Source organism: Corynebacterium yudongzhengii, from assembly GCF_003065405.1.
GTDB lineage: Bacteria > Actinomycetota > Actinomycetes > Mycobacteriales > Mycobacteriaceae > Corynebacterium > Corynebacterium yudongzhengii.
The window spans coordinates 1,235,564-1,260,059 of the sequence record NZ_CP026947.1 but is presented as its reverse complement, the minus strand read 5'-3'; the positions used below and the strand labels follow the sequence as shown (position 1 = coordinate 1,260,059).

At 63.1% G+C, this 24,496-nt stretch carries 24 protein-coding genes and 1 other annotated feature; of the genes, 9 read left to right on the top strand and 15 right to left on the bottom strand.

Annotated features, from left to right (window positions below; all coding sequences use genetic code 11):
* The first annotated feature begins 26 nt into the window (after positions 1 to 26).
* The 5 genes from secA2 (at position 27) to C3B44_RS05835 (ending at position 4,943) form a co-directional block, all read left to right on the top strand.
* Positions 27 to 2,297, top strand: coding sequence for an accessory Sec system translocase SecA2 (gene secA2 / locus C3B44_RS05855; protein ID WP_108431552.1), 2,271 nt, complete (start codon positions 27 to 29; stop codon positions 2,295 to 2,297).
* Between the two features lie 107 nt (positions 2,298 to 2,404).
* A complete protein-coding gene (gene odhI, locus C3B44_RS05850) occupies positions 2,405 to 2,836 on the top strand; it encodes an oxoglutarate dehydrogenase inhibitor Odhl (RefSeq protein WP_108431551.1) in 432 nt (143 codons plus the stop codon).
* 168 nt (positions 2,837 to 3,004) lie between these two features.
* Positions 3,005 to 3,682, top strand: coding sequence for a transcriptional regulator FtsR (ftsR, locus tag C3B44_RS05845; RefSeq protein WP_108431550.1), 678 nt, complete (start codon positions 3,005 to 3,007; stop codon positions 3,680 to 3,682).
* A 3-nt stretch (positions 3,683 to 3,685) separates the two neighbouring features.
* Positions 3,686 to 4,264, top strand: coding sequence for a bifunctional nuclease domain-containing protein (locus C3B44_RS05840; RefSeq protein WP_108431549.1), 579 nt, complete (start codon positions 3,686 to 3,688; stop codon positions 4,262 to 4,264).
* Between the two features lie 124 nt (positions 4,265 to 4,388).
* Entirely contained in the window at positions 4,389 to 4,943 is a 555-nt protein-coding gene (locus C3B44_RS05835) for a MerR family transcriptional regulator (protein ID WP_108432585.1), read from the top strand.
* Positions 4,944 to 5,595: 652 nt separating this feature from the next.
* Here C3B44_RS05835 and C3B44_RS05830 read toward each other — a convergent pair.
* From C3B44_RS05830 to C3B44_RS05800, 7 genes are all read right to left on the bottom strand, one after another.
* Positions 5,596 to 7,041: a hypothetical protein gene (locus C3B44_RS05830; RefSeq protein ID WP_146183453.1), complete on the bottom strand. Its 1,446-nt coding sequence runs from the start codon at positions 7,039 to 7,041 to the stop codon at positions 5,596 to 5,598.
* A 23-nt stretch (positions 7,042 to 7,064) separates the two neighbouring features.
* Positions 7,065 to 7,922: a 3-methyladenine DNA glycosylase gene (locus tag C3B44_RS05825; protein ID WP_108431547.1), complete on the bottom strand. Its 858-nt coding sequence runs from the start codon at positions 7,920 to 7,922 to the stop codon at positions 7,065 to 7,067.
* Positions 7,919 to 9,223, bottom strand: coding sequence for a DEAD/DEAH box helicase (locus C3B44_RS05820; protein ID WP_108431546.1), 1,305 nt, complete (start codon positions 9,221 to 9,223; stop codon positions 7,919 to 7,921). The genes C3B44_RS05825 and C3B44_RS05820 overlap by 4 nt, the downstream gene beginning before the upstream one ends.
* 38 nt (positions 9,224 to 9,261) lie before the next feature.
* A complete protein-coding gene (locus C3B44_RS05815) occupies positions 9,262 to 10,164 on the bottom strand; it encodes a hypothetical protein (protein ID WP_159077380.1) in 903 nt (300 codons plus the stop codon).
* A gap of 353 nt (positions 10,165 to 10,517) precedes the next feature.
* Entirely contained in the window at positions 10,518 to 10,844 is a 327-nt protein-coding gene (locus C3B44_RS12175; protein ID WP_412841944.1) for an FtsX-like permease family protein, read from the bottom strand.
* 166 nt (positions 10,845 to 11,010) lie between these two features.
* Positions 11,011 to 11,526 (bottom strand): ATP-binding cassette domain-containing protein, encoded by a 516-nt coding sequence (locus tag C3B44_RS05805; RefSeq protein ID WP_268876422.1) that lies wholly within the window; start codon positions 11,524 to 11,526, stop codon positions 11,011 to 11,013.
* Positions 11,527 to 11,561: 35 nt separating this feature from the next.
* A protein-coding gene (locus C3B44_RS05800; RefSeq protein WP_108431542.1) for an IS3 family transposase occupies positions 11,562 to 12,825 on the bottom strand; the annotation gives its coding sequence in 2 pieces (ribosomal slippage) (positions 11,562 to 12,531 and positions 12,530 to 12,825; 1,266 coding nt in all).
* Positions 12,405 to 12,536: a sequence feature (AL1L pseudoknot), on the bottom strand. Its footprint overlaps the gene before it by 132 nt.
* A 398-nt stretch (positions 12,826 to 13,223) precedes the next feature.
* Between C3B44_RS05800 and C3B44_RS05795 the strand changes: the two genes are divergently transcribed.
* The gene (locus C3B44_RS05795) at positions 13,224 to 13,526 is read left to right on the top strand and encodes a hypothetical protein (protein WP_108431541.1); all 303 of its coding nucleotides are present in this window, start codon (positions 13,224 to 13,226) and stop codon (positions 13,524 to 13,526) included.
* Positions 13,527 to 13,841: 315 nt separating this feature from the next.
* Here C3B44_RS05795 and gndA read toward each other — a convergent pair whose 3' ends face one another.
* Entirely contained in the window at positions 13,842 to 15,302 is a 1,461-nt protein-coding gene (gndA, locus tag C3B44_RS05790; protein WP_108431540.1) for an NADP-dependent phosphogluconate dehydrogenase, read from the bottom strand.
* Between gndA and C3B44_RS05785 the strand changes: the two genes are divergently transcribed.
* Complete coding sequence (locus tag C3B44_RS05785) at positions 15,301 to 15,771, top strand: PaaI family thioesterase (protein WP_159077379.1); 471 nt, start codon at positions 15,301 to 15,303, stop codon at positions 15,769 to 15,771. The genes gndA and C3B44_RS05785 overlap by 2 nt on opposite strands.
* 3 nt (positions 15,772 to 15,774) lie before the next feature.
* On the opposite strand, the gene C3B44_RS05780 is transcribed toward C3B44_RS05785, so the two are convergent.
* Complete coding sequence (locus C3B44_RS05780; protein WP_108431539.1) at positions 15,775 to 16,809, bottom strand: magnesium and cobalt transport protein CorA; 1,035 nt, start codon at positions 16,807 to 16,809, stop codon at positions 15,775 to 15,777.
* A 27-nt stretch (positions 16,810 to 16,836) separates the two neighbouring features.
* Between C3B44_RS05780 and C3B44_RS05775 the strand changes: the two genes are divergently transcribed.
* Complete coding sequence (locus C3B44_RS05775; protein WP_108431538.1) at positions 16,837 to 17,421, top strand: class I SAM-dependent methyltransferase; 585 nt, start codon at positions 16,837 to 16,839, stop codon at positions 17,419 to 17,421.
* On the opposite strand, the gene C3B44_RS05770 is transcribed toward C3B44_RS05775, so the two are convergent.
* Complete coding sequence (locus tag C3B44_RS05770; RefSeq protein ID WP_108431537.1) at positions 17,418 to 18,833, bottom strand: NAD(P)/FAD-dependent oxidoreductase; 1,416 nt, start codon at positions 18,831 to 18,833, stop codon at positions 17,418 to 17,420. The two genes, C3B44_RS05775 and C3B44_RS05770, sit on opposite strands and share 4 nt — an antisense overlap.
* A 129-nt stretch (positions 18,834 to 18,962) precedes the next feature.
* Between C3B44_RS05770 and C3B44_RS05765 the strand changes: the two genes are divergently transcribed.
* Positions 18,963 to 20,249 carry an SAM-dependent methyltransferase gene (locus tag C3B44_RS05765; RefSeq protein ID WP_108431536.1) on the top strand — a complete coding sequence of 429 codons (1,287 nt, stop codon included), beginning with the start codon at positions 18,963 to 18,965 and terminating at the stop codon, positions 20,247 to 20,249.
* Between the two features lie 212 nt (positions 20,250 to 20,461).
* Here C3B44_RS05765 and C3B44_RS05760 read toward each other — a convergent pair whose 3' ends face one another.
* The 5 genes from C3B44_RS05760 to C3B44_RS05745 all read right to left on the bottom strand — a co-directional run bounded on the left by C3B44_RS05760 (position 20,462) and on the right by C3B44_RS05745 (position 24,496).
* Complete coding sequence (locus tag C3B44_RS05760; protein WP_108431535.1) at positions 20,462 to 21,826, bottom strand: MFS transporter; 1,365 nt, start codon at positions 21,824 to 21,826, stop codon at positions 20,462 to 20,464.
* 98 nt (positions 21,827 to 21,924) lie between these two features.
* Positions 21,925 to 22,707, bottom strand: a complete 783-nt coding sequence (gene panC, locus C3B44_RS05755; protein ID WP_108431534.1) for a pantoate--beta-alanine ligase — start codon at positions 22,705 to 22,707, stop codon at positions 21,925 to 21,927.
* Positions 22,707 to 23,510 carry a 3-methyl-2-oxobutanoate hydroxymethyltransferase gene (gene panB / locus C3B44_RS05750; protein ID WP_108431533.1) on the bottom strand — a complete coding sequence of 268 codons (804 nt, stop codon included), beginning with the start codon at positions 23,508 to 23,510 and terminating at the stop codon, positions 22,707 to 22,709. The genes panC and panB overlap by 1 nt, the downstream gene beginning before the upstream one ends.
* A 104-nt stretch (positions 23,511 to 23,614) precedes the next feature.
* The gene (locus C3B44_RS11755; protein WP_199222392.1) at positions 23,615 to 23,782 is read right to left on the bottom strand and encodes a hypothetical protein; all 168 of its coding nucleotides are present in this window, start codon (positions 23,780 to 23,782) and stop codon (positions 23,615 to 23,617) included.
* The gene (locus C3B44_RS05745) at positions 23,783 to 24,496 is read right to left on the bottom strand and encodes a YceI family protein (RefSeq protein WP_108431532.1); all 714 of its coding nucleotides are present in this window, start codon (positions 24,494 to 24,496) and stop codon (positions 23,783 to 23,785) included.

Here is a 24,496-nt window from a genome sequence, read left to right as displayed (position 1 = left end):
TATGGCGGCAGAAAGGTAGGAACCCGGTGGGAGCATTCGACTGGTTCTGGAAGGCGCTGGGCGCGCAGTCCGAGCGCAACGACCGTAAGTCGCGGCAGACGGTTTCGGTCGCGGATGACCGGGTCGCCGAGCTCGAACGCCTCAGCGATACAGAGCTTGTCGCCGCTGCCCGCGCCATCACCCGCGACGGGGAAATAAGCGATCGCTCGGAGTTCCTCGCGATCTTGCAGGTGGCGGCCTCGCGCACGCTCGATATGCGGCCGTTTAGCGTCCAGTCCCAGGCCGTGCTGCGCATGCTCGAAGGTGACGTGATCCAGATGGCCACCGGCGAGGGCAAGACCTTGGTCGGCGCGATGACCGCGACCGGCTTCGCGCTGACCGGCCGCCGCGTTCACGCGATCACGGTGAATGACTATCTGGCGCGTCGCGACGCGGAGTGGATGCGCCCGCTCGTCGAGTTCTTCGGGCTGACGGTCTCCGCGGTCACCGAGAAGCTCAGCGCGGACGAGCGTCGCAAGGCCTATCGCGCCGACGTCGTCTACGCGCCTGTCAACGAGCTCGGCTTCGACCTTCTGCGCGACAACCAGGTCACCGACCGAGCCCAGATGGTGCGCACCCCGGCGGATGTCGCGCTTATCGACGAGGCCGACTCCGTCCTCGTCGACGAAGCCCTCGTCCCGCTCGTGCTCGCCGGCTCGGTGGCGGGCGAGCAGACGACCGGAGAGATCACCGCCGCCGTCTCTGGCCTGCGCGAGCACGAGCACTACACCATCGACGACGATCACCGCAACGTCTTTCTGACTGACGCCGGCGCCCACCGCCTCGAGCGCGAGCTGGGCATCGACTCGCTGTACGCGGACGAGCACATCGGTACCACGCTCGTGCGCGTCAACTTGGCGCTGCACGCCAAGGCCCTGCTCATCCGAGATATTCACTACCTCGTCGAAGACGGCAAGGTCGCCCTCATCGACGCCTCCCGCGGGCGTGTCGCCGACCTCCAGCGCTGGCCCGACGGGCTGCAGGCCGCCGTCGAGGCGAAAGAAGGGCTCACCGTCACCGACGGCGGGCGCATCCTGGACCAGATCACTCTCCAGGCGCTCATGGGGCGCTACCCGCAGCTGTGCGGCATGACCGGCACCGCCGTCGAGGCCGTCGACCAGCTGCGCGAGTTTTATGACCTCAGGGTCTCTGTCATCGAGCGCAACCGGCCGCTGCAACGTATCGACGAAGACGATCGCGTCTACGCCCGGTTAGAGGATAAAAATGCCGCCCTCGTCGAGCGCATCGCGGAGATTCACGCGACCGGGCAGCCGATCCTCGTGGGCACCCACGACGTTGCGGAGTCAGAGTTCTTGGCGGAAGAGCTCGGCAAGCGGGGGATCGAGCTCAACGTGCTCAACGCCAAAAACGACGAAGAGGAAGCCGGGATCATCGCCGAGGCCGGCGAGCGCGGTCGGGTCACGGTGTCGACGCAGATGGCCGGCCGCGGCACGGATATCCGCCTCGGCGAGGGCGTGGCAGAGCTCGGCGGCCTGGCGGTCATCGGCACGTCGCGGCATCGCACCAGCCGGCTCGACAACCAGCTGCGCGGACGCGCCGGCCGACAGGGCGATCCGGGCATGTCCGTATTTTACCTGAGCCTGGAAGACGACCTCATCGAAACTGGCGGGGCCGATACCGCGGTCAGCGCCCAGCCAGATGGTGACGGGTTGCTGGATAACCGGAAGGTGCGCGACTTCGTCAACCACTGCCAGCGGGTGACCGAAAACCAGCTGCTCACCATCCACTCCCAGACCTGGAAGTACAACCGCCTGTTGGCCGATCAGCGAAAGATCATCGATACCCGCCGCGATGACTTGCTCGATACCGACAAGGCCGTCGCAGAGCTGCGCGAGCGTGCGCCTGAGCGCGCCGAAGAGCTCGCCGACGTAGACGCCCAGGTCTTAGAGCAGGCCGCCCGGGAAATCATGCTGTTCCACCTCGACGATGAGTGGGCGGAGCACCTCGCCACGATGGATGATGTGCGGGAGTCTATTCACCTGCGCGCGGTGGCCAAGGAGACCCCGATCGACGAGTTCCACCGCATCGCGGTGCGTGAGTTCAAGGATCTGGCGCAGCGCGCCGTCGATAAGTCCGTGGAGACCTTCCGCACCGCCCGCATCGACGCCGAGGGTGTGCACCTGGGCGATGATGGATTGGCGCGACCGTCGGCAACCTGGACCTATATGGTCTCCGATAACCCGCTCGCCGGCGGCGGCAGTGGGGCGCTCGCGACCATGGAGCGCTTCTTCAGCTAGGCCGGTACCAGCGGAGTAAGTGTGAGATCGTCGGTTCACTCCCGCGCGGGGGAAACGAATCGCTATGATGGGAAACAGTCAATATCCAGACGCACGGAGGTACACACATGAGTGAGAACAACGGCACACCCGAGGCCCAGGTGGACACCACGTCGGTGTTCCGCTCCGACCTGCTCAAGGACATGGAGTCCGGTGCCACCACGTCCGGAGCCCCCGCCACTGACGGCGCGGAGAATCTCTCTGAGGGACAGGCACTGCTGGTCGTGAAGCGTGGGCCCAACGCGGGCGCCCGTTTTCTCTTGGATCAGCCCTCCACCACCGCCGGCCGCCACCCGGAGGCCGACATTTTCCTCGATGACGTGACTGTCTCCCGTCGCCACGCGGAGTTCCGCATCAACGATGGTGAGTTCGAGGTCGTCGACGTCGGCTCCCTCAACGGCACCTACGTCAACCGCGAGCCGCGCAACGCGCAGGTGCTCTCGAGTGGTGATGAAATCCAGATCGGCAAATTCCGCCTGGTGTTTTTGACCGCTGAGTAAACGCAGTCACACCGCTTATCCGGCGTCATCCGCCGCGTGTTGTCTACGTGGGGATGGCGCCTACCCACATTCTTAGCCCTTGAAATCACCGACTGATAAGAAGATCGATTTTCCCTAGTGAGTGCAGTACGTAAGCAGAAGTCGGCGCGGACGACCAAAAAGAAAACGATGTCCATCGGCGTGGTGCTCGAGCACCTGAACGCCGAGTTCCCGGACGTCACGGTCTCCAAGATCCGCTTCCTCGAATCCGAGGGTCTGATCACGCCGCAGCGCACCAAGTCGGGCTACCGCCGCTTCACGGACGTCGACGTCGAGCGGCTGCGCTACATCCTGACCACCCAGCGCGACAACTACCTGCCGCTGAAGGTCATCCGCGAGCAGCTCGAGGCGATGGACAGCGGCGAGGTCACCAGCCTGATGGGCTCCGGCGACACCGAGCCGATGATCAAGCCGGAGAACTTCGCCGCGCCGGTGCGCACGCGCTTAACCAGCGAGGACGTGGCCTCCCAGGCCGGGTGCACGGAGGCCGACGTCGCCGACCTCGTCGCCGCAGGCCTCATCAAACCGGATGTGTCCGGTTTCTTTACCGCCGACGACGTCCGCGTGGTCACCACCGCGATGTCACTGAAGGATTATGGGTTCCGCGCCGACCAGCTCAAGCGCCTGCGTACGGCCGCGCACCGCCATGCGGATCTCATCAGCCAGGTTGCCGGCCCGCTGGCGCAGGGCCGCGACGACACCGCCAAGCAGCGCGCCGAGGAATACGGCCAGCAGATCTCGGCGCTGGTGGTGTCCCTGCATGCCTCGCTGGTCAAGGCCGCGTTGCGAGAGGAGTTCGAGGGATAACTTATGGAATCCGGCTATGTTGAGGTCGACTACCACGGGGTCCGGGTCATCGGCCCCGAGTCCTTCTTCTGCGCGGTGTTGGTCTGGAACGAACAGTCCCGCGTGCTGCCGGTGTGGCTATCCCCGATCGACGGCGCCGAGCTCGCCGAGCGCACCCTCGAGGACAGCTCGGGCAGGCGCCGGCCCACCCCGCACGACGTCCTCGCCGATGTGCTCTCGCGTTACGACGGCGGCGTCGAACGCCTCGCCCTGACCAGCTACTACGAGGGGGTGTTCATCGGGGAGATCCGTACCGCGTCCGGGGAGGATATCGACGCCCGCGCCTCCGATGTGTTGATCTTGTCGCAGATCCTGGGCCTGCCGATCGACGTCGACGAAGACGTGCTCAACCAGGCGGCGCTTCACATCGCGCCGGAAGAGCTCGAGGAATACCTCGACCTGGATATCGGCGACGCGGCTGAGGTCGGGGAGGGGGCCCACGGCATCGACGAGGAGTTCCAGGAGATGCTCCGTGACCTGGATTCCGATAACTCGGATGATTCGGATGATGCTGATGATGACAACGGGGACGAAAAAGCCTAAAGTTAAAGTCGAGCTTTAGGGTTCGGCGTGTTGCCCGCCGTAGCCTTGACGGCGGTATACCCTTGGCATTTAATGGCACATAAGTGTCGGTTCTTTTAAACCCCAACGGAGTAATTACGTGAGCATCAACAACCACACCGACAACACTGACAACGAAGGCGTTCAGGAGTCCCTGTTCGACATCAGCCCGGGCGACGAAGTCGGCTACCGCGTGCCCATTGCCTGCCAGGTTGCCGGCATCACCTACCGCCAGCTCGACTACTGGGCCCGCACCGACCTGGTCAAGCCCTCGATCCGCAACGCCCGCGGCTCCGGCTCCCAGCGTCTCTACTCGTTCCGGGACATTCTGGTGCTGAAGATCGTCAAGCGGCTGCTGGATACAGGCATCTCGCTGCAGAACATCCGCGTGGCCGTCGATAGCCTGCGCAACCGCGGCGTGAACGATATCGCCGAGATCACCCTCGTCTCCGACGGCACCACGGTCTACGAGTGCCGCTCCTCCGACGAAGTCATCGACCTGCTCGGTGGGGGCCAGGGCGTCTTCGGCATCGCGGTGCCGGGCATCATGAAGGAACTCAGCGGCACCATCGCCTCCTTCCCGTCTGAGCGCGTGGACGATGACGCCGAGGTCATCGGCATGGACGAGCTCGCCGCCCGCCGCGCTCGCAAGTCCTCCTAACCCGTTCTCACTTTCTGCAGTCTTTGAAAGCCGGCCGACATCAGCTCACGGATGTCGGCCGGCTTTAGCTATCCGGCGCCGGCTGCCACGTCCTAGGCCTCGATGGCGCAGCAGATCCCCCAACCCCCAGCAAACCGCGAACGTGGCGGCACCAGTGGTCGCCTCACGGCGCAGGTGACAGTGTGCCCCCGTGTGTCTCGTATACCTATGAGTTTCCCGGGATCCATCGATTTCCGATTACGCACGTGCGTGAAAACCAGCCCGCACTATGCGGCGGCATAGTCGCGTAGGTGGGTTTCTTCACCTCCCGCCAGTCGACCAAGGCGCGAGGAACACACTCCGGCAGGCACATTCTGGCGAGAGAGACTCCGCGGGGCCGCACACCGTGGAATGGGGCGTATCGCTGTAGTCTATGCGCGCCCGAAAAAGTCTATGCGCGCCCGAAAAGAAGAATCTCCTTTCGTATTACTGCCACAGGAGACACCGAACTTCAGGGGCCTCCGCATCAGGGATGCGTCGGAGCTAGAGGGTGCTACCAGGAAGCCGGGACCCTACTGCCAACTGCGCGGACGCGCACTACCCACTTTCCCGAACCGGCAGATGGCGTCCGGCGCCCACAAACTCTTGAAGGAAGATGCTTAAAGGGCGCGCCTTACAAGGTTCTTCCTTCAAGCCTTTGTACGCTCCAGCACCGCGCCGGACACACCGCGCCCGACACGCAAGCACTAGACCGGCGCTGCGCCAACCGGGAGGCGCGCTGCACGGCCTCGTTCAGCTTCGTCAGATCGGTGACCTGCTCGTGGTAGCCGGCGGCATCCTGTAGCGCCTGGTCGACCTCCCCGTCGCCGATGTGGATAACAGCCAGCTCCACGCCCTCGGGCAGCGGCGGTAGCTCGCTCTCATCCGCGGTTCCCGTAGTCACCAACACCACCCGCGACGTCTCCGGCAGGGCCGCGGACTCCTCGACAGCTGCAGCGACCGCCTCACGGGTCTGCGGCACACCACCGGTGCCGAAGCGCTCGACCACATCGCTGACCACCTGTCCGTCGGTGGTGTAGTTGAGGTTACGGCGGAACCCTTGGGTCACGCCCGGGTTGAGTGGGGAGGAGTAGTTCCACAGCGCCACCTGGTTTTCGCCGCCGGTCAGTCTGAGCGCCGCCTGGCCTACGGCGTCCGCAACCGGGGCGAAAGCCGGCGCGAGAGCATCCGAGGTATCCAGCAGGAACAGGGTGTACGGCGCAGGCTCGGCGACAGGGGCATCCGCCTCAGCAGCGGCATCCGACTCCACATCCTCCTTCCGGGCATTTTCCGGAGCAGCGAATCCGGCAGCCTCCCACACGGCCGCCGCCGCCGGAGTGGTCTCAGCCGCACCGGAGTAGTTATCTCCCGCTTCCGAGGCGACACCAGAGGCGGCATCAACCTGCTGCGCGGAGACAGACTCGTTCTCCTCGAGCACATACGCGTGGTGGACGATTTCGCGGTCATCAAGAGCGCTGAACTCCTCGCCCTCCGAGGCACGGTTTTCGGCGGTGGCAGCAAAAGCGCCTTCCGAAGAGTCGAGATCCGACGCACCCAACGCGTCCGCCACCAACACCGCGGCCTCCGGCTGCGCCTCTACGTCGAAGGCGACGTCCTCGGCATTAAGGCTGTCGGCATCCGTTTGCTCCGGGCCCGAGACTCCGACCGGCACCGAGGCCACCGGAACAGAGGAGGCGGCCTGGGAGCGGTCAGCATCCTGGAGCACCTTCTCGGTGGCGGGGGAGTCCGGCCCGACATAGAGGGCGGCCTGCGATACGTCATCGATGAACTCGATATCGTGGCAGTATTCCTCATCCGGCGCAGAAGACAGCCCGCCTAGGGCGGTCTGGGCGATCTCCTCGTCGGCAGCCACGACCGGCACGACGGTGCACTCGCGTCCCGGCTCGGCCGCCTCCTCGGAACCTTCCGCCAACGCGTCGCCGTCGCGGCCGAAGAACCACCACAGGCCGGCGACGATCAAGGCGAGGATCACGATCAGGGCAATAATCGCCCCAATGGAAAGCGAGTAGTTGTTTTGCCGCTGGAGTGCCGTCCCACCTTGAGATGCCCCTTCGTTCACGCACGGTTGTTTAGGTGCTCATATTAGCCGCCGAAGGTGTCGTCAATGACACCGACAAGCCACGCCCGCAGCCGCTTCGCCCGCGTGCTGAGCGCGCGTTGCCTCTCGACGTACTCGGCTTTGCCTTCGGCGGTCTCGATCGCCACGACGCCGAAACCGAGCCCACGACAATCGTACGGCGAGGCCTCCATATCCAACACCCGAGCATCCCGGGCGAGCCGAAACGTCTCGAGGAAGAGCTCGCCCGGCACCGCCGGCCCCAGCTTCGCGGCCCACTTATAGAGATCCATCGTCGCATGCACGCAACCGGCCTGCTCGGTGGCAGGTTGATCGGCACGCTCGAGCACCCGCAGGTTCAGCGGCCGGGCCGGCGGGGTGAAGAATCGGAACGCGTCATAGTGGCTACACCGCAGGTGATGCTTTTCGACGACCCGATCCGTCTCCCGCGCCCCCAGCCGCAGCGGCAGGTCATGGCGGAGCCGGTCGGCCCGATACACCATGGCCCACTCGTGGAGCCCGAAGCAGTCGAAACGCGCCGGATGCGCCGAGGTGTTGACCAAGAGGTTGCGTATGTAGTCGATCGTGGATCCGCGGCGGGCGCGGTAGGCCTCAGCGTCGAAAAGCACCTCATCGCCGAGCACGCGGTAGTCCTTCCACTGTCGGTGCGGCGCGCGACCATCCGGGTCGTCTAAGCGCGTGAGACCGCCGGGGTGCCAGCGTCGTAGGTGGCTGGGGCGTACGGGATAGTATTCGAAAAGAAAGTCGTAGACGGGGTGTTTCTCGTGCCGGGTGCGGCGGCGCAGGTGGTCGGCCGTGAGCTCATCGGCGGCCGCCTCGTGCGCGGCCTGCCGTTTAGTCCAGGTCTGCGCGCTGAGGATCATCGCCGCTTCGGCCTCCTGCGCTGAGGGCGGCCGCCGCCACGTTTCTGCGCGATCGGCGCGTTCTTCGGGCGCTTCTTGGCCGGTTTCTGGGCGTTTTTCGGTTTCTGCGACTGACCGGGCGGAGGCAGCGGGGCACCCCGGTAGGCGCGGGCGCCGGTGATGTCGGCGAGGGCGGGGCTGTCGGCGTCGATAAGCACCTCTTCAGCCTCGACCTGTGCCTTGCGCATCAGCGCGTCGACCTCCGCGCGCTGTTCCTCGATAACTAACGTAACGACGACCCCACTCGTCCCCGCCCGCGCCGTGCGGCCCGCGCGGTGGAGGTAGGTTTTGTGCTCGGCCGGTGGGTCGATGTGGACGACGAGGGAGACGTCGTGGATGTCGATGCCGCGCGCGGCGATGTCCGTCGCCACGAGCACGGGCAGTTTGCCGGAGTGGAAGCCTTCGATCGCCCGGGTGCGGGCGCCCTGCGACTTATCGCCGTGCAGGCCTTCCGCATTGATCCCGATGCGCCGCAGCTTCTTGACCTGCCGATCCACCCCATGCTTCGTGCGCATGAACATGATCGTGCGGCCCTCGCGCGCCGCGATGCGCTCGACGACGGCGTTGCGCGTCGGCCGATCCGCCACCACGAGCCGGTAATGCGTCATGGTGTCGACGGCGGCGCTCACCGGGGCGGTGGAATGGGTGACAGGATCATGGAGGTAGTGCTGGACGAGCTTATCGACGTCGCCATCCAACGTCGCCGAAAACAGCAGGCGCTGGCCGTGGTGGGGGCTGGCGTCGAGAAGCTGGCGCACCTGGGGCAAAAAGCCCATGTCGGCCATCTGGTCCGCCTCGTCGATCGCAGTGATGGCTACGTCTTCGAGGCTGAGGCGTTTCTGGTTGATGAGATCCTGGGCGCGCCCCGGGGTGGCGACGAGCACGTCAACCGGTGTGGCCAGCGCGCGGATGTGGTGGTTGATGTTGACACCGCCGACGACCTCGATGACCCGCAAGCCCAAGGCGGCGGCTAAATCGGCGAGGCGCTGACGGATCTGCGCAGCGAGCTCGCGGGTAGGGGAGAGCACCAGCCCGCGCGGGCGGCCCGGAATCGATGCGCCCGTGCCATGCAGGCGTTCCAGCATGGGCAGCCCGAAGGTTAGCGTCTTGCCGGAGCCGGTCGGTCCACGGCCGAGCACGTCCTTGCCGGCGAGCGCGTCCGGGATGGCGGCCTTTTGGATCGGAAAGGGGCTGGTGATGCCTTGGCGTTTGAGTACATCCACCACGGGGCGGGAAAGGCCGAGATCGCCGAAAGAAGTCATTGGTATGAATGTACCCAAAAATGCGGTGAAGGTGAGTGCTAGCGGGACGCTTCAGCATCGTTGCGCGGCCGGTACGCCTTAGCTTCGGGCAGGAAAGTGGTAGCGCTTACTGCGATGAACACAAAAGCGAATAGCACCCCCAGCCCAATTGGCATGAACGGCAACCAGGTTCCGAGAGAACCAGTCGTGGTGATGTAGGCGACGGTGGTGTACCAAAACCCAGCTATTATTGCCGAGACAGTCCCGCCCACAAACGGAAAGAAAACGGTCCAAAAGGCTGCCGACCTAATACCGAACTCAGATCGGCCGAGGATACGTAATGGGGCAAAAAACCGCAGCAGGTTTGTCCGGTTTCCGAGAGCCGAAACTGACAAGATGAGGCAGATCGCAAGCAAGGCGTATGCAGCCAAGGGGATAAAACTTCCCGTGCCATCACCATGTGGGCCGTAGAACAATTGAGTGTCCTCATCTGCTTGCGCTGCCCACTCCTTAGCGGATATGACCGCGTAGCCGTCAGGAGCCGTAGCGGAAGAATTCACGACCGCGAGCGCCCAAGCCGGATAGCCAGGTGGATCCTCCGTAACCGCTGTTGCGAGTCGCATGAAGTCGAGGTGGAACGGATTATCCTCCTCCGGAGCGAAAGGCTCATTGACAAACTCATCAATTACTTGGGTACTTGAGGCAGAAATGGTGTAGTCTTCCGCTTCATCTGGGTCGGCAGCCTCGATGCCCTCAGCTTCGACATCCGAGAACTGCCAATAGATGACTCCGTGACACATTTCACCCAGGTTTTCGCAGATCGTGTCGGCGTCATCGGGGTCCGTGAGGCGATGATCTTCAGTAGCGATAACTGGAACGTCATTGACATTCTGCGCGGCGTAATATGCGCCTGCGTGAAGAGAAGAGTATGCCCACGAGAATCCGGCCAGAGGAATAGCCACAAGCACTGCAGAAAGACCTACGCGCGAGAGCGTATCTGCAGTGGATACTGATCGTAGCCCGAGCGCAGGAGCCCGCCATCCGACCGTTTGACTCAACAGTGAAGAGAGCAGCCCGGCAAGAATCCTAGTCAAAGGCTTTGCCAGAACAGCTGCGAGTACGAGGGTTGTTAAGATCATTACGACTACGATATGAATCGTTCTACCCCCGAACAGAGCCCATATGCCGCACGCTATATTCACTGCCGCGACTACGACGCCTACGGTAGTTGCGAATTGTGCGCTCTTTTTAGAGCCCGGTACAGAATCCAATTGCTTGTCTAGCACCTGTCCTGGGCTGATGGTTCCTACCCCAATCAGGTACATGGCGCCGAGGACGAGAGGTGCAGTCCAAACGACCTGTAGGGGAGAGCTCCAGGTGTGCGGAAAGTCCGTAGTGACCCCCAAAAGACAAGCGAAAGCAAGGGGCGAACTATCAGGCGCCCGAGGACAACCGCTGAAACGCTGGCCAGACCTGCCAGAATAAGCGCCTGCACTAACAGATGACGCCGAAAGAACCCGTCGCTGACACCGAGATTTCTGAGTGCCCCGAGGGTGCTACTGTGATCGCGAATGAAACTCTGATGGGCGAGGCGCACACCGAAAATAGCAGGGAAAACAGCAATTGAGCTGAGATTTACCATTCCCTGCTTCATGTCGTCAGCGCCACCCTCGGAGAAAGCTACATAGAGAATGGTCCCTACGAGAGCCCCGACAACCACCGCTGTGACGATCAAACCACCAAGATAAGGGCGAGCGGTAGTTTTGAGTTCCCTGCGATACGCCGTTGTTGGAGTGAGCGTCTTCATGTTACCGCCCCATTTCGAGCAAAGTAGGGGCACTGCCATCGAACAGCTCTTGATGGGAGCAGTACACCACGATGGCACCGCTTTGGGTGGCATGCTGCATGAGGGCTTCGACGGCGCCGATGTTGCGCTTGTCTAGCGCGCTGACTGGTTCGTCGAGGAGCAGCAAAGCCGGTCGGGATGCCACTGCCTGAGCTATCGATACCCTCTGCCGCTGGCCGCCGGAAAGGTCGGTTGGTAACGCACGTGCGTATTCAGACATTTTCAGCTTGCCCAAGAGGTCCACCTGCTGGTTATCCGATAGGTTTCGACCCGCCACTTGGGCTGCGAGCGCAAGGTTTTCTTGACACGTCAAACTGTCCAGCAAAGTCGGGGCTTGGGGAGCATAGCCTACGTGACGGGCCCGCCAACGGGAGAATTTCCCGTTGTTCCACCGGTCTGCTCGCTTGCCATCGATCAGAAACTGGCCGTCCTGAGGCTTTTTCAGTCCGGCCAAAATGTCAAGGGCAGTTGACTGAATCGGCCTGAGTTTTTCGGAGACTACGGGTAAAAGCCTTACTGGGCTCTTCGGGTGGTGTTGAATTCCTCGTAGTCCTGCTCGTATTCGATCGGGGGAACGTCACTGATCGACGAGTGCAGACGCTGGTGATTGTACCAGTAGACCCACGAGGCCGTTTCCGTTCCGACCTCCCGGGCATCCCTCCACGTACGACGTGGATCGAAGCCGATCAGTTCGGTCTTGTACAGCCCGATCGCCGATTCCATCATCGCGTTGTCCAAGGCGTCACCAGCCGAGCCGATCGAGCCCTGCAACCCGGCCTCGACAAGGGCATCGGTAAACGCCATAGAGGTGTACTGGGCTCCCGCGTCCGAGTGGTGGACGATGCCGGTGGCGGTGAAGTCCATCCTCGTGCGCCGACGGGAAAACAGGGCGTGCTCCAGGGCCATGAGCACCATCCGGGTGTCCATGACCGTGGTGACCACCCAGCCGAGGACCTGCCGCGAGTAGGCGTCGACAATGAAGGCGACGTAGCAGAAGCCCTCCCGGGTCCAGACGTAGGTGAAGTCCGCGATCCACCACTGATCCGGGTGCGACGGATACGCCCACCGCCGGTTGATCAGGTCCGGGTGCCGGCGGTGGACCGGGGTGGCCACGGTGGTCTTCTTGCGGTGCATCCCGCGGGACACACCGCGGATGCCGGTGATCTTCATCAGTCGTTCGACCTGGTCACGGCCAACAGTCATGCCGTCACGGATGGCTGCTTTCCAGAGTTTGCGCCGGCCGTAGACTCGGCGGTTGGCCTCCCACAACCGGTAAAAGCGGTGGGCGGCGTACGCTTCGTCGAGTTCGGCGTCCGAGGGGCCGAAGCCGCGGACCTGATGGTCGTAAAAGGTGCTTGGGGCAATCGCGATGCCATGGGCAGTCAAGGTTTCGCAGATTGGCCAGACCCCGAAGCGGTGGCGGTAGGTGCGGATGAACTCCACGATTACCGAAGTTTGCGGTCGAGCTCCGCCTGGGCGAAAAAGCCGACGCCGTTTTCAAAATCTCATTGGCGCGTCGCAGCTTGGCCACTTCCTTGGCCTGCTCGTCGTAGGCGGCCTGGAGTTGCTGGTAGGACAGGGAACCGGGCTCAGGAGCTTCGGCCTGCTTTTCCTGGATTCGGATCCAGTTGCGCAGGGTGGATTCCTTTACGCCGAGCAGTTCGCCGATCTCCCGGCGGGCGCCCGCCTTGGAGATGTCGCCTTCTTCGAGGCGCTCGAAGTACATGCGCACCGCGCGCTCCTGCGTGACTGCGTCGTACTGACTGGGTCGTGCCATGCTGATCTTCCTCCTAGGGTAAAACCTAGTCTCCGACCAACCCAGGCCGCCTCAGACTTACCGCTACCTGACGGGCCACGGACCGCGTAAATACCAGGCCTGTTCAAGACCAAGGAGACGGAATTCAGAACAGGGGGCGAGTGTTTTAAGTATCTAAAGCTCAGATCTTTCCATACGATTTCCATGGTGCCTCCGGCGGTTGCAGGTTACTGCGACGCCCTCACCCTATGACATAAACCACTTAGATGCATTTCTAGAATTACTAAAATAGGAATTACTTGCGTTTTCAACTATTTCCTCCGTCACATTCAACCCCTGAGCGGAGGCAGCTTTGCTATTAGCCTGTCGATTGTTGCCCTGTAGGAATAAGTCCGTCTACCCGGACGAAGAGGATCACGATGTCTTTTACCTCGTCCTTAAACGCCCTCAGGCGCTGGGCCGAGAGTTTTATGAGAAATTCCCCAGCGTTAAAGCCGAAATTCAAACAAGCCTTGTCCCTGCTTGGCGACGATGCTCGCGAGAACCCCTATGAAGGCTCCCGTGGTAGCGCTTCTGAGAAGGAGCATTACCGCAAAGCTGAAAGCCGTTGGCGCCAAGCACTCGCGGGCAACGACCTACCCTCACCTGGGGCGGTGATCATGGCCGTCACCCAATTCGCTCTTTTCATCCAGGGGATTATCGCCGGCAAAGCGACGGCCTAGAGGTGGTACGCAACCACTGTCGGTGAAAGACTGATACCCATTGGGTGGTCTTTCAATTCCGAAAAGGAATTATTTCATCGCGGCTCACATAATGGTTTGCCCCGATACCCCAAACTGGGCGATCGGCCTAACAGACAAGGCGAGACAGCGCATATCCGTTGCCTGGAGAGGCATCGTTCTAGGCTACTGGCGCCATAGTCCTAGTTGCAGTCCGCTTTCCTACTAAAGGTCATATGTCGATTTTTCAACGAAAAATCGACACGTTCTCGCAACGTGTCGATTCCGCGTACATATGACCGAGCGGTGCGCGCGCCGCTAGTTAAGCTTCGTCTCGCTGCGATCGCCGGACCACTCGGTGTGGAACGTGCCTTCCTTATCCACGCGCTGGTAGGTGTGCGCGCCGAAGAAGTCGCGCTGCGACTGGATGATAGCCGCTGGCAGGCGCTCGGCACGCAGCGAGTCGTAGTAGGCGAGCGACGAGGTAAACACCGGCGCCGGCAGCCCCTGGCGGGTGGCGTAGATGACCACGTCACGCCAGGCATCCACCAGATCGCTGAGCTCGGTGTGGAAATACGGATCCAGCAACAAAGAAGTCAACGCCGGGTCCTTGTCGTAGGCCTCCTTGATGCGGTCCAAGAACGCGGCGCGGATGATGCAGCCCTCACGCCAGATAGTGGCCAGGCGGCCGCGGTCGATGTCCCAGCCGTATTCCTCGGAGCCGGCGCGGATCTCGTCGAAACCCTGCGCGTAGGCGACCAGCTTCGAGGCATACAGCGCCTTGCGCACGCGCTCGATAAAGTCTTCCCGGCTAATCCCCAGCTCCTCAAAGCCTGCCAGTGTACCGCTCGGCAGATTCCCCTGGGCTGCCTTGCGCTGATCCAACGAGGACGACAGCGCCCGGGCGAACACGGCCTCACCGATGGCGGTGGTGGGTACCCCCAAATCGAGGGCCTGCTTCACCGTCCAGCGGCCGGTGCCTTTCTGGCCGGCGGCGTCGAGGATGACGTCGACAAGCGGCTTGCCGGTCTCCGCGTCAACCTGCCGCAAGACCTCGGCGGTGATCTCGATGAGGTAGGAGTCAAGGTCGCCCTTGTTCCACTCGGCGAAGATCTCGGCGATCTCGGCGGGCTCCAGCCCCGCGCCGAAGCGCAACAGCTGATACGCCTCGCCGATAACCTGCATATCCGCGTACTCGATGCCGTTGTGCACCATCTTCACGTAGTGGCCGGAACCGTCCGGGCCAATATGATCCACACACGGGGTACCATCCGGGGCGACCGCGGCGATGGACTCCAGAAGCGGGCCCAAAGACTCCCAGGACTCCTTCGGCCCGCCCGGCATGATCGCCGGGCCTCGCAGCGCGCCTTCCTCACCGCCGGAGATACCAGCGCCCACGAAGTGGCGGTTACGCTGGGCCATCTCCTTCTCGCGGCGGATGGTGTCAGTAAACAGGGAGTTGCCACCGTCGATGATGACGTCACCATCGTCCATCGCATCGGCGAGCTGGTTGATCACCGCATCGGTCGCAGCACCGGCCTGGACCATGATGATCGCCCGCCGTGGGCGCTCGAGGCGGGAGACGAACTCCTCGATCGTCTCGGCAGGAAGGAAGTTTCCGGTCTCACCGAAGTCCTCCATGAACCGGGTGGTCTTCTCCGTCGACCGGTTATACACGGCGACCGTGTGGCCGCGGGATGCGAAGTTACGGGCGAGGTTGGAGCCCATGACGGCCAGGCCCACGACGCCGATCTGTGCGAGATTCGATTCAGAGCTCATGGCCTCTGATTCTACGTCCGTTTGTACGATCGAGGCCATGGACTATCTGGATCTTCTGCGTGATGTCGAAAACCGCCTCGACGATGACGGGCTTAACCAGCTCAACGAGGCGCTGGTCGGGCTCGAAAAGCTCTACGGCCTGCGCTACACAGACATCAGCCGCGAACAGGTCGTCGCGGAAGTAGATATCGACGATCGCCTGCGCCAATACGTCGGCGTGGTCAACGGGGGAGTGATGGCCGGTGTCGCCGAGTCGGTCGCCGGGGTGGCCGGCCTGCTAGCCGCCGGCCAGCACGTCGTGGGGGTCAACAACTCGACGGATCTCATTCGCCCGGCGAAGGAGGGGGTGCTCCGCGCCGTCGCCAAGCCCATTCATACCGGGCGAAGCACCCAGCTTTTCGATGTCGAGATCACCAACTCCGCCACCCTGGTGGCCCGCTCGACCATGCGCAACATGGTCCTGAACTGACGCCTAAAGCCACTGGTTGCGGCGGAACCACAGGAATAGGATCACCATGATGGCCACGATCACGCCGAGGACGATGAAATAGCCGTATTCGCTGTTGAGCTCGGGCATGTTGGTGAAGTTCATTCCGTAGATGCCCGCGATCAGGGTGGGCACCGCGGCCATGCCGACGAACGCCGAGATCGTGCGCATATCACGGTTTTGTTGGAGGGTGACTTTCGCCACGGAGGCATCGAGTAGCGAGGTGAGGCGTTCGTCGAAACCCGCGATGTGATCGCGCACGATCATCTCGTTGTCGAGGACGTCGCGGAAATAACTGCGGACCTGCTTCGGCACCAGATCCTTGTTTTCTTTGATGATGCCGGTCAGCGCCTCGACCAGCGGGTCGGTGGCGTGGCGCATCTCTAGGATCTCACGCTTGAACAGATAGATCCGGTCGATGTTGAAGCTGGAACCGGGCGTGAATACTTCCTCTTCGATCTCGTCGATCTCGCGGGAGAGCAACGCGGTGATGCGGCGGTAATTCTCGACGAGGTGATCGGAGATGCGCCACGCGAGGGCGGCGGGGCCGTGGGCGTAAAGCTCGGGGGAGGCGTCGATTTCGTCGAAAAGTAAAGGCATCACCGCGTCGTGGCGGATGGTGATGATGAAGTCGGCGCCGATGATCATCTGGATCTCGCCGGTGGCGATGACGTCGCGGGTATCGGAGACCTGCTCGTCGTCGGTAAAACGCACGGCACGGACGACGGCGAAAAGTTGGTCGTCATAACGCTCAACCTTCGGGCGCTGATGGGCGGTCACCGCGTCTTCGACGATGAGCTCGTGGATCCCGAACTTCTCCGCGACAATAGCCATCTGGTGATCGTCTGGCTCACGCAAAGCCAGCCACACATACCCGTTGGGGTATTCACGGACCTCCTGAAGCGCGGAGGAGAGGTGGTACTCGCCGGGCAGGCGGGTGCCGTCGACGACGATACGGCAGTGCTCGATCGCCCGCTCGACGGGGACCGTGAGCTTGCTGCTGCGGGAGGTAGCGCCCATGAATCTTCACCTTCCTATACTGGTGCCATGACGACCTGGAAAGAAGTGACCACGGCCAACCCGGCTCACTCCGAAAACTATGCCAGACGTTGGAAGATCATGGAATCGCAGGGCCAAGACATCCACGGTGAGGCCCGCCTGATCGACGCCATGGTCGAACGCGGTTCCCGCATCCTCGATGCCGGCTGCGGCACGGGGCGCCTCGGCGGGTACTTGGCGGCGCGCGGGCACACGGTCGTCGGCACGGATTTAGACCCAGTGCTCATCGAGCACGCCGTGACCGACCACCCGACCGCCACCTGGTACGTCGGCGACCTCTCCGAGGAGCCGATCCCCGAGGCCGAGTTCGACCTCGCGGTCTCGGCGGGCAATGTCATGGGCTTTCTTGCCGACGACGGCCGCACCCCCGCACTACAGCACATCTTTGATGCGCTCAAGCGCGGCGGGCGCTTCGTCGTCGGTTTCGGCGCCGGCCGCGGGTGGGGTTTCGACGACTTCCTCACCACCGCCCGCGACGTGGGCTTCAGGATCGACCACACCTTTTCCAGCTGGGACCTGAAGCCCTTCAACGAGGACTCAACGTTCCTCGTTGCCGTGCTGACCCGCAGCTAGTTGGTCTTCTTCTCGTCGGAAGGATCGATGTCGTCGATCTCGATCTGCGGGTTGGTGTTCTTCCGCTGATCCTCGGAGCCGAACTCCAGGCGCGTACGCGCCATGAACTGCTGCCAGGTGGTAGCGAGGTTCGTGCGATCGCGGGAGAGCACGTTGAGGCCCCAGTTGATCGCGGAGACGAACCGGTTGCGGAAACCAACGAGGAACATGACGTGGACGGCGAGCCACATGACCCAGCCGATGAAGCCAGTGACCTCGACGTTGCCCATCTTCACCACAGCGGAGAAGCGCGAGATGATCGCCATCGAGCCCTTGTCGAAGTACTCGAAGGGCTTGCGCTCCTCGGCGCTCTGCTCGCCCTCGACCTCGCGGGAGATCTGCTGGGCCGCGTACTGACCACCCTGGATAGCGGTCTGGGCCACGCCCGGCAGGTTGTCCAGATCCATCATGTCGCCGACGACGAACACGTTGGACTTATCACCGACGGTGAGGTCCTTGTTCACGGCCACCTTGCCGGCGCGGTTGACCTCAGCACCCGTCTGATCGGCGAGGAGCTTACCCAGCGGGGAAGCCTGCACGCCGGCGGACCAGATCTTGGTCTTGGAGTTGATGGTGTCCTCGGAATCATCCTTGGTGGACTTGTAGGTGACCGTGTCGTCGGTCATGTCGGTGACCATGGCGTTGAGCTTCACGGTCACCCCGAGCTTCTCCAACTGACGCTGGGCCTTACGTCCCAGACGCTTACCGAACGGCGGCAGCACCTGCGGCGCAGCATCCATGAGGATGATCTTCGCGGACTCCGGCTGGAACTGGGTGAACTCGCCCTTGAGGGTGCGGTGGGCCATCTCGGCGAGCTGGCCGGCTAGCTCGACACCGGTCGGGCCGGCGCCAACGACGACGAAGGTCAAAAGCTTCTCCCGCTCCGCCGGGTCCTGCGTGATCTCAGCGCGCTCGAACGCACCGATGACGCGGGCACGGATCTCGAGAGCATCGTCGAGAGTCTTCATGCCAGGGGCGAACTCGGCGAAGTGATCGTTGCCGAAGTAGGACTGGCCAGCACCGGCGGCGACGATGAGCGAGTCATAAGAGTAGGAACGCTCATACTGGCCGAGCTTGGAGTGCACCAGCTGCTCGTCGGTGTCAATGTCGACGACCTCACCCTTGACGACGTCGACGTTCTCCTGCTTCCGCAGCACCTGCCGGGTCTGCGGGGCGATCTCACCCGACGACAAAATACCGGTGGCCACCTGGTACAGCAGCGGCTGGAACAGGTGGTGGTTGGTGCGGTCAATCAGGGTGATGTCGACGTTCGCATGCTCGAGCTCCTGGGCGGCGAAAATTCCGCCGAAGCCAGAACCGATGATGACGACGTGGTGGCGGCCGCCTTCCGGGCGGTAGGCGCTAACGCTCATTGGGGCAATACACTCCCTGTCTAGGATTTAGTCTGATATGACGTTATGCCGCCCCCATACTAGACCCTGTTGCACCTAGCCCGCGCGTCCGGCCGAAAAACGGAGGCCACGGGCACTAGCGTGGGGTGAGTGAACGGCAACCATCTCGACGTCATCGACGACCACGCCTGGCCGACGATCGCGCACCCAGACCCGGCCCCGCTCGGCCGCGTCGGTCGCCGTCTCGCCGAAGCCCACTTCGCCTCCGCTGCCCGCAAGGCGGAGCTCGCGCTTGTCGACGGCGCCGACCTCATCATCGACCACGACGACTTCTTCGACCGCATCGCCTCCGCCGGCTGGACCGGCTTCGCGGAGTCCTACATGGCAGGAGAGTGGCGCTCCGAAGACGTCACCGGGGTCCTATACAAACTCATCGGCAGTGGCTACCGCCCGCGGCGTACACAGAAAGCAAAAGGGGAGACCGGGGTCGGGGAGTTGCCGCCAGAGTTGGTCCGCCTCTTTTCCGGCGACGGCATGAGCGCCTTCCCGGCGATCTTCACCAGTGCCGTGTCCACCTCCGTGCGGACCTCCGTGAAAAGCCACGTGCCCGGCGCTGGCCGGGGACGCGAGCCGGGCAAACACTTCGTCGATATCCGCACCTACGACCCCGCCCGCAACCTCGAACGCGACGACTTAGGTTCCGGGCAGCGCCAGGCCACCGAAGCGCTTCTCGACGCCGCCAACGTCCGCGCCGGCACCCACGTCCTGGAATACCCTTCGGCGGGTGGCTCCGCGGCGATCTTCGCGGCGAAGAGGCGCGCGGCCGTCGATACGCTCACCGGCGATGTGGAGATGGCCGCCGCGCTCAAGGAACGCTTCACCCTCGCAGGTGTCGCCGACTCGGTGCAGACCGTGGTGCGCGACTCCGTGCTCAGCGGAGTCAGCGACTGGCGGGCGCGTTATGACGCCATCGTCAGCGTGGACAAGCTGGAGGTGATCACTCCGAAACAGCGCATCGCCGTGCTGCGCGCGATGGATCGCATGCTGCAGATGGGCGGAAAAGTCGCCATCCAGATGACCGTGGCGACCGACGAGATGACCACAGCCGGACGCGACGCGACGCGGGTACTGGGCCACTACATCTGGCCGGGCCTCGACTACCCGACAGTCGACGACATGCACCGCCTCGCCGACCGCCACACCGGCCTAAGGATCATCTCGCAGACTCACAGCGGATCGCACACCATCGAAAGCCTGAAGTTCCAGGCCTTACTGTTTGCCGGCCATACCCGCGAAGCCGCCGCCGAAGGCTTCGACGCCGTCTACCGACGCCTCTGGGCATACCAGTTCGCCCTGCGGCGCGCCCTGTTCGAACTCGGGATGCTCGATACCGTGCAGCTCGTGCTCACGCACCGCAACCGCGGCGGGCGGCGGTAGGGGGCGGTTTCCGGGTCTGTTCTTCGCGGTTCGTTGCGGTGCTGCCTGATCGAGGCATAGTGCGTTTGCGCTGGTCGAAAGGAGGTGCCCCTAAACGAGTCCCGCGCGGTCGAAACCAGCACTCCTTTAGATGCTACTCATTTCTACCAGCGATAGCGCACCATGCACAACCAAGACCACACCGCAAGAAAACCCCACCCAAAGCACCACCGCTAGATCTGCGTCATGTCGTCGTTCTTGGTCTCGCGCGCGAGGAGAACCGCGATAAGCGACACAGCCGACACAGCGATTAGGTACCAACCGACGGCCTGGACACCGATGCTCGCGGCCAACGCCGTCGCGATGAAGGGGGCGACGGCCGCGCCCAGGATCGAGGAGACGTTGTAGGCGATGCCGGAGCCGGTGTAGCGGACGTTGGTGGGGAAGAGCTCGGGCAGGATCGCGGCCATCGGACCGAAGATCATGCCCATGAGGAACATGCCTACGCCCAAGAAGATGCCGACGCTCAGCATGGTCGCGGTCTCCGGGTTCAGAAGCCAGTTGAAGGTCAGGCCGAAGATGATGATCGCGACGGTGGTCCAGCCGAGGGTGGGGCGGCGGCCCCAGTTGTCGGCAAGCCAGGAGGCCAGCGGGATTCCGCCCATGAAGGCGAAGATGGTGATCACCTGGATCTCCAGGAAGGCGATGTAGGGGATACCCAGCCCGACGCCGCCGGCCTCCGGATCCGCGATACCGAAGGAGAGGATCCACGTGGTCACGATGTAGAACAGCGTGTAGCAGCCGACCATGATGAAGGTGCCGGAGAACAGTGCTCGCCAGGAGGTCCGGAAGACTTCACCGAGCGGGGAGGAGACCTTCTTGCCGGTATCGACGGCCGTCTGGAACACCGGGGTCTCTTCGAGCTTGAAACGCACGTACAGGCCGACGATGACCATGACGGCGGACAGCAAGAAGGGGACACGCCAGCCCCACTCCATGAACGGGCCGGTGGTATCGCCCAGGTTGTAGCCCAGGGTCGCGACGAGAATCAGGAACAGCCCATTGGCCAAAAAGAAGCCAAACGGTGCACCGAACTGCGGCCACATCGCCGCCTGAGCGCGCTTGCCTTGCACGGCGTATTCGGAGGATAGCAGCGCCGCGCCCGACCACTCGCCGCCGAGGCCGAGGCCCTGGCAGAAACGCATCAACGCCAACAGTGCCGGCGCCCAGAGTCCTACCTGCGCGTAGGTGGGCAGGATGCCGATGATGAAGGTCGCAATGCCCATCGTCAGCAGCGCACCGACGAGCGTCGCCTTCCGGCCCACCCTATCGCCGAAGTGGCCGAAGATCACCGAGCCCAGTGGGCGGGCGATGAACGCCAGGCCGAAGGTGGCGAAGGACTGCAGCAGAGCGACGGTCGGGTTATCCGTCTCCGCGAAAAACAGGTACGGAAAAACGGCCACGGCGGCGGTGGCATAGGCGTAGAAGTCATAAAACTCGACCGTGGTGCCGATGGTCGATGCGAAGTTCACACGCACCCGGTCTCGGCGAGTGAGATTCTCGCCGGACCGGACGGCAGTGGAGGTAGCGGTGGACATGGTCAAACTCTCAATGGTTTAGATCATCAGGTACCGGTAAGACACTAGCCATTCCCATACCATGAGAGCAAATATCCACGCAATGAGACGGGAACGTCTCAGATCTCTCGGTTATCGATCAGCCGCACCGGGCCCACCCACACCGCCCCGAGAGCCAACGCCGGACGCTCGCGCGTCTCGCTCAGCGTCTCGGGATCGACCACCACGAGGTAATCGACATCGACCTCAGCAGCCAGGCGTGCGCGCACGTGCGCAAGATCTGCGCCCTCGGCCAGCGCCTCCAGCGCGCGCGGAAGCGCGAGCGCTTGCTCGCGTTCGGCGGGGGAGAGACGCCGGTTGCGGCTCGATTCCGCGAGCCCGTCGGCGGCCCGCACGATCGGCGCGGCCAGGATCTCCACACCTAGGTTGAGGTCTGCGACCAGCCGCTTCACGACGGCCACCTGCTGCGCATCCTTCTGCCCAAAGTAGGCCCGGTGAGGGCGCACGATGTTAAAAAGCTTGGCGACGACCGTCGCCACGCCATCGAAATGCCCCGGCCGGGACGCGCCCTCGAGCACGGTGCCCATCTCGCCGGTGCTCACCGTCACGATCGGCCCACCGCCGGGATACATGTGCTCCACGGTGGGCGCGAGCACGATATCGACTCCGAGTTCGGAAAGAAACTTAAGGTCAGAGTCGAGATCCCGGGGGTAGTTGTCATAATCTTCCGGCTCGTTGAACTGGAGGGGATTGACGAAGACGCTCACCACCACGGTGTCGTTGTTTGTGCGGGCGGCGGTGATGAGGGAGGCGTGGCCGTCGTGAAGCGCCCCCATGGTGGGAACGAAGCCCACCGTGCCTTCAAGCGTGGGGAAATCGGCCGGGTTTTCAATAACGCGCATTAGTGATCGAAGGACTCCTGTGTTGAGGGAAACGTGCGTTCGCGCACGTCATTACGGTAGGACTCGGCGGCCTGGCGGAGCTGATCGCCAAGTGCGGCGTACTGGCGCACAAACGACGGAGAATGTGCGCTCATGCCCATGGCGTCGGCCCAGACGAGGACCTGGCCGTCGGTGCCGTTGCCTGCGCCGATGCCGATGACGGGGATATCGACAGCCGCCGAGACGTCCGCACCCACGGCCGCGGGAATCATTTCGACGACCAACGAAAATGCCCCGGCGGCCTCGACGGCGCGGGCTTTCTCGATGAGGCGCGCAGCATCCGCGTCGCGGCCCTGGACGCGGTGACCGCCGAGCGCGTGCACCGACTGCGGGGTGAAGCCGAGATGCCCCATGACGGGGATGCCGGCGTCGACGATGCGGCCGATGGTGGAGGTGCGGGCGCCCTCGAGCTTCACGGCGGCGGCGCCAGTCTCGCGCATGATGCGCACGGCGTTGCGGACGGCATCCTCGTCGCTGGCTTCATAGGTGCCGAAAGGCATGTCGACGACCACCAGGGCGCGCCTCGTAGCGCGAGTGACGGCACGGGCCATCATGATGATCTCGTCGAGGGTGATCTCGAGCGTGGAGTCGAGACCCAGCATGACGTTGGCGGCGGAGTCGCCAACGAGGAGGACGTCGATGCCGGCCTCGTCGAAGACGCGGGCAGTGAGGGCGTCATAGGCGGTGAGCATAGAGATGGGCTCGGAGGAGTTCTTGGCGAGCGCGAGGTGACGGGTGCGCACTCGTTTGAGATTGTTCAGCATGAGGTAGGAGTATACCGAATCTAAAATGACATAATGTACATTATCGGCGCATTATTAACGTGCGGGCGCCGGAAGCTGGCGTGCCGTTATGCCCGCTATTAACGTCACTGTGACGTATTGTCGCCGCGTTGACGGTAGACCCCTGCCAACTGCCAGACAGTTACCGCGATGAGAATGATCCCGATGCCGGCGAGCAACCACATCTGCTGCACCGCGACGAAGATGACGAAGGCGATGAGAAGGATGAGCCGGACCCACAGCGCGGCGAGCATCTAACCCTCCTTCGCGAACGCCAGGCGGATGTTGAGCTCGCCCTCGTCGGCGATCTCCGCGGCGATCATCTCCGGCGACTCGACGCCGAACTCGTTGCGGTTGATAATCGGCGCTCCGGAGATGAGCAGTTGATCGTCGTCACGCACGGCCTTAAACGTATCGCTAATCTCGTGCGTCTGATCCTTGATGGTCAGATCGCCGGTGACCTCGATTTCGCCCGCGCTACCGTCTTCCGGCAGGTGCGACAGATCGATCGGCTCGGTGATCTTAAAGCTCGACGTCGGATATTGATCGGTCTCGAAGAGTTTGCGGCGCACGTTCTCGTCGCGGACATCCCGATCGGAACCAATAGTTGTCATGTCAACTTCAACGTGGCCGGCCGTGAGCGTTTCCTGCTCGATGGTCGCCTCCCCGACGACATCGAAGGTCGTGCCACTGGTCACCCGCGCGTCACTCGGCAGAAGCTCCTCGAAGGTAAAGCCCACCGCCGTCGTGTTCGGGCGCTCGCCGTCGACAATCGTCCACTCGCCGTCCAGCTCCGTGCTCGCGGGTTGGGTCTTTGAGGTATCGACGGGCTCGGTGCGCACGCCCGGGCCCGTCAGAAGCCCCCAGACCACCGGGACGACGGCCACGAGGGTCAGCAGCACGATGAGCACCACGAAGACCGTAATGACGATCTTCGGATTGATCTTCGTAAAAGGACCTGCAGACAA

Coding starts and splice junctions, on each gene's coding strand:
- C3B44_RS05825 (WP_108431547.1), bottom strand. CDS start 7,922: ATGATCCTCAGCGCGCAGACCTGGACTAAACGGCAGGCCGCGCACGAG.
- C3B44_RS11755 (WP_199222392.1), bottom strand. CDS start 23,782: ATGCTCGCCGCGCTGTGGGTCCGGCTCATCCTTCTCATCGCCTTCGTC.
- C3B44_RS05775 (WP_108431538.1), top strand. CDS start 16,837: ATGACGACCTGGAAAGAAGTGACCACGGCCAACCCGGCTCACTCCGAA.
- C3B44_RS05785 (WP_159077379.1), top strand. CDS start 15,301: ATGGCCTCTGATTCTACGTCCGTTTGTACGATCGAGGCCATGGACTAT.
- C3B44_RS05770 (WP_108431537.1), bottom strand. CDS start 18,833: ATGAGCGTTAGCGCCTACCGCCCGGAAGGCGGCCGCCACCACGTCGTC.
- C3B44_RS05840 (WP_108431549.1), top strand. CDS start 3,686: ATGGAATCCGGCTATGTTGAGGTCGACTACCACGGGGTCCGGGTCATC.
- gndA (WP_108431540.1), bottom strand. CDS start 15,302: ATGAGCTCTGAATCGAATCTCGCACAGATCGGCGTCGTGGGCCTGGCC.
- C3B44_RS05795 (WP_108431541.1), top strand. CDS start 13,224: ATGTCTTTTACCTCGTCCTTAAACGCCCTCAGGCGCTGGGCCGAGAGT.
- C3B44_RS05820 (WP_108431546.1), bottom strand. CDS start 9,223: ATGACTTCTTTCGGCGATCTCGGCCTTTCCCGCCCCGTGGTGGATGTA.
- C3B44_RS05780 (WP_108431539.1), bottom strand. CDS start 16,809: ATGGGCGCTACCTCCCGCAGCAGCAAGCTCACGGTCCCCGTCGAGCGG.
- panB (WP_108431533.1), bottom strand. CDS start 23,510: ATGCTGAACAATCTCAAACGAGTGCGCACCCGTCACCTCGCGCTCGCC.
- odhI (WP_108431551.1), top strand. CDS start 2,405: ATGAGTGAGAACAACGGCACACCCGAGGCCCAGGTGGACACCACGTCG.
- panC (WP_108431534.1), bottom strand. CDS start 22,707: ATGCGCGTTATTGAAAACCCGGCCGATTTCCCCACGCTTGAAGGCACG.
- ftsR (WP_108431550.1), top strand. CDS start 3,005: ATGTCCATCGGCGTGGTGCTCGAGCACCTGAACGCCGAGTTCCCGGAC.
- C3B44_RS05760 (WP_108431535.1), bottom strand. CDS start 21,826: ATGTCCACCGCTACCTCCACTGCCGTCCGGTCCGGCGAGAATCTCACT.
- C3B44_RS12175 (WP_412841944.1), bottom strand. CDS start 10,844: ATGGTAAATCTCAGCTCAATTGCTGTTTTCCCTGCTATTTTCGGTGTG.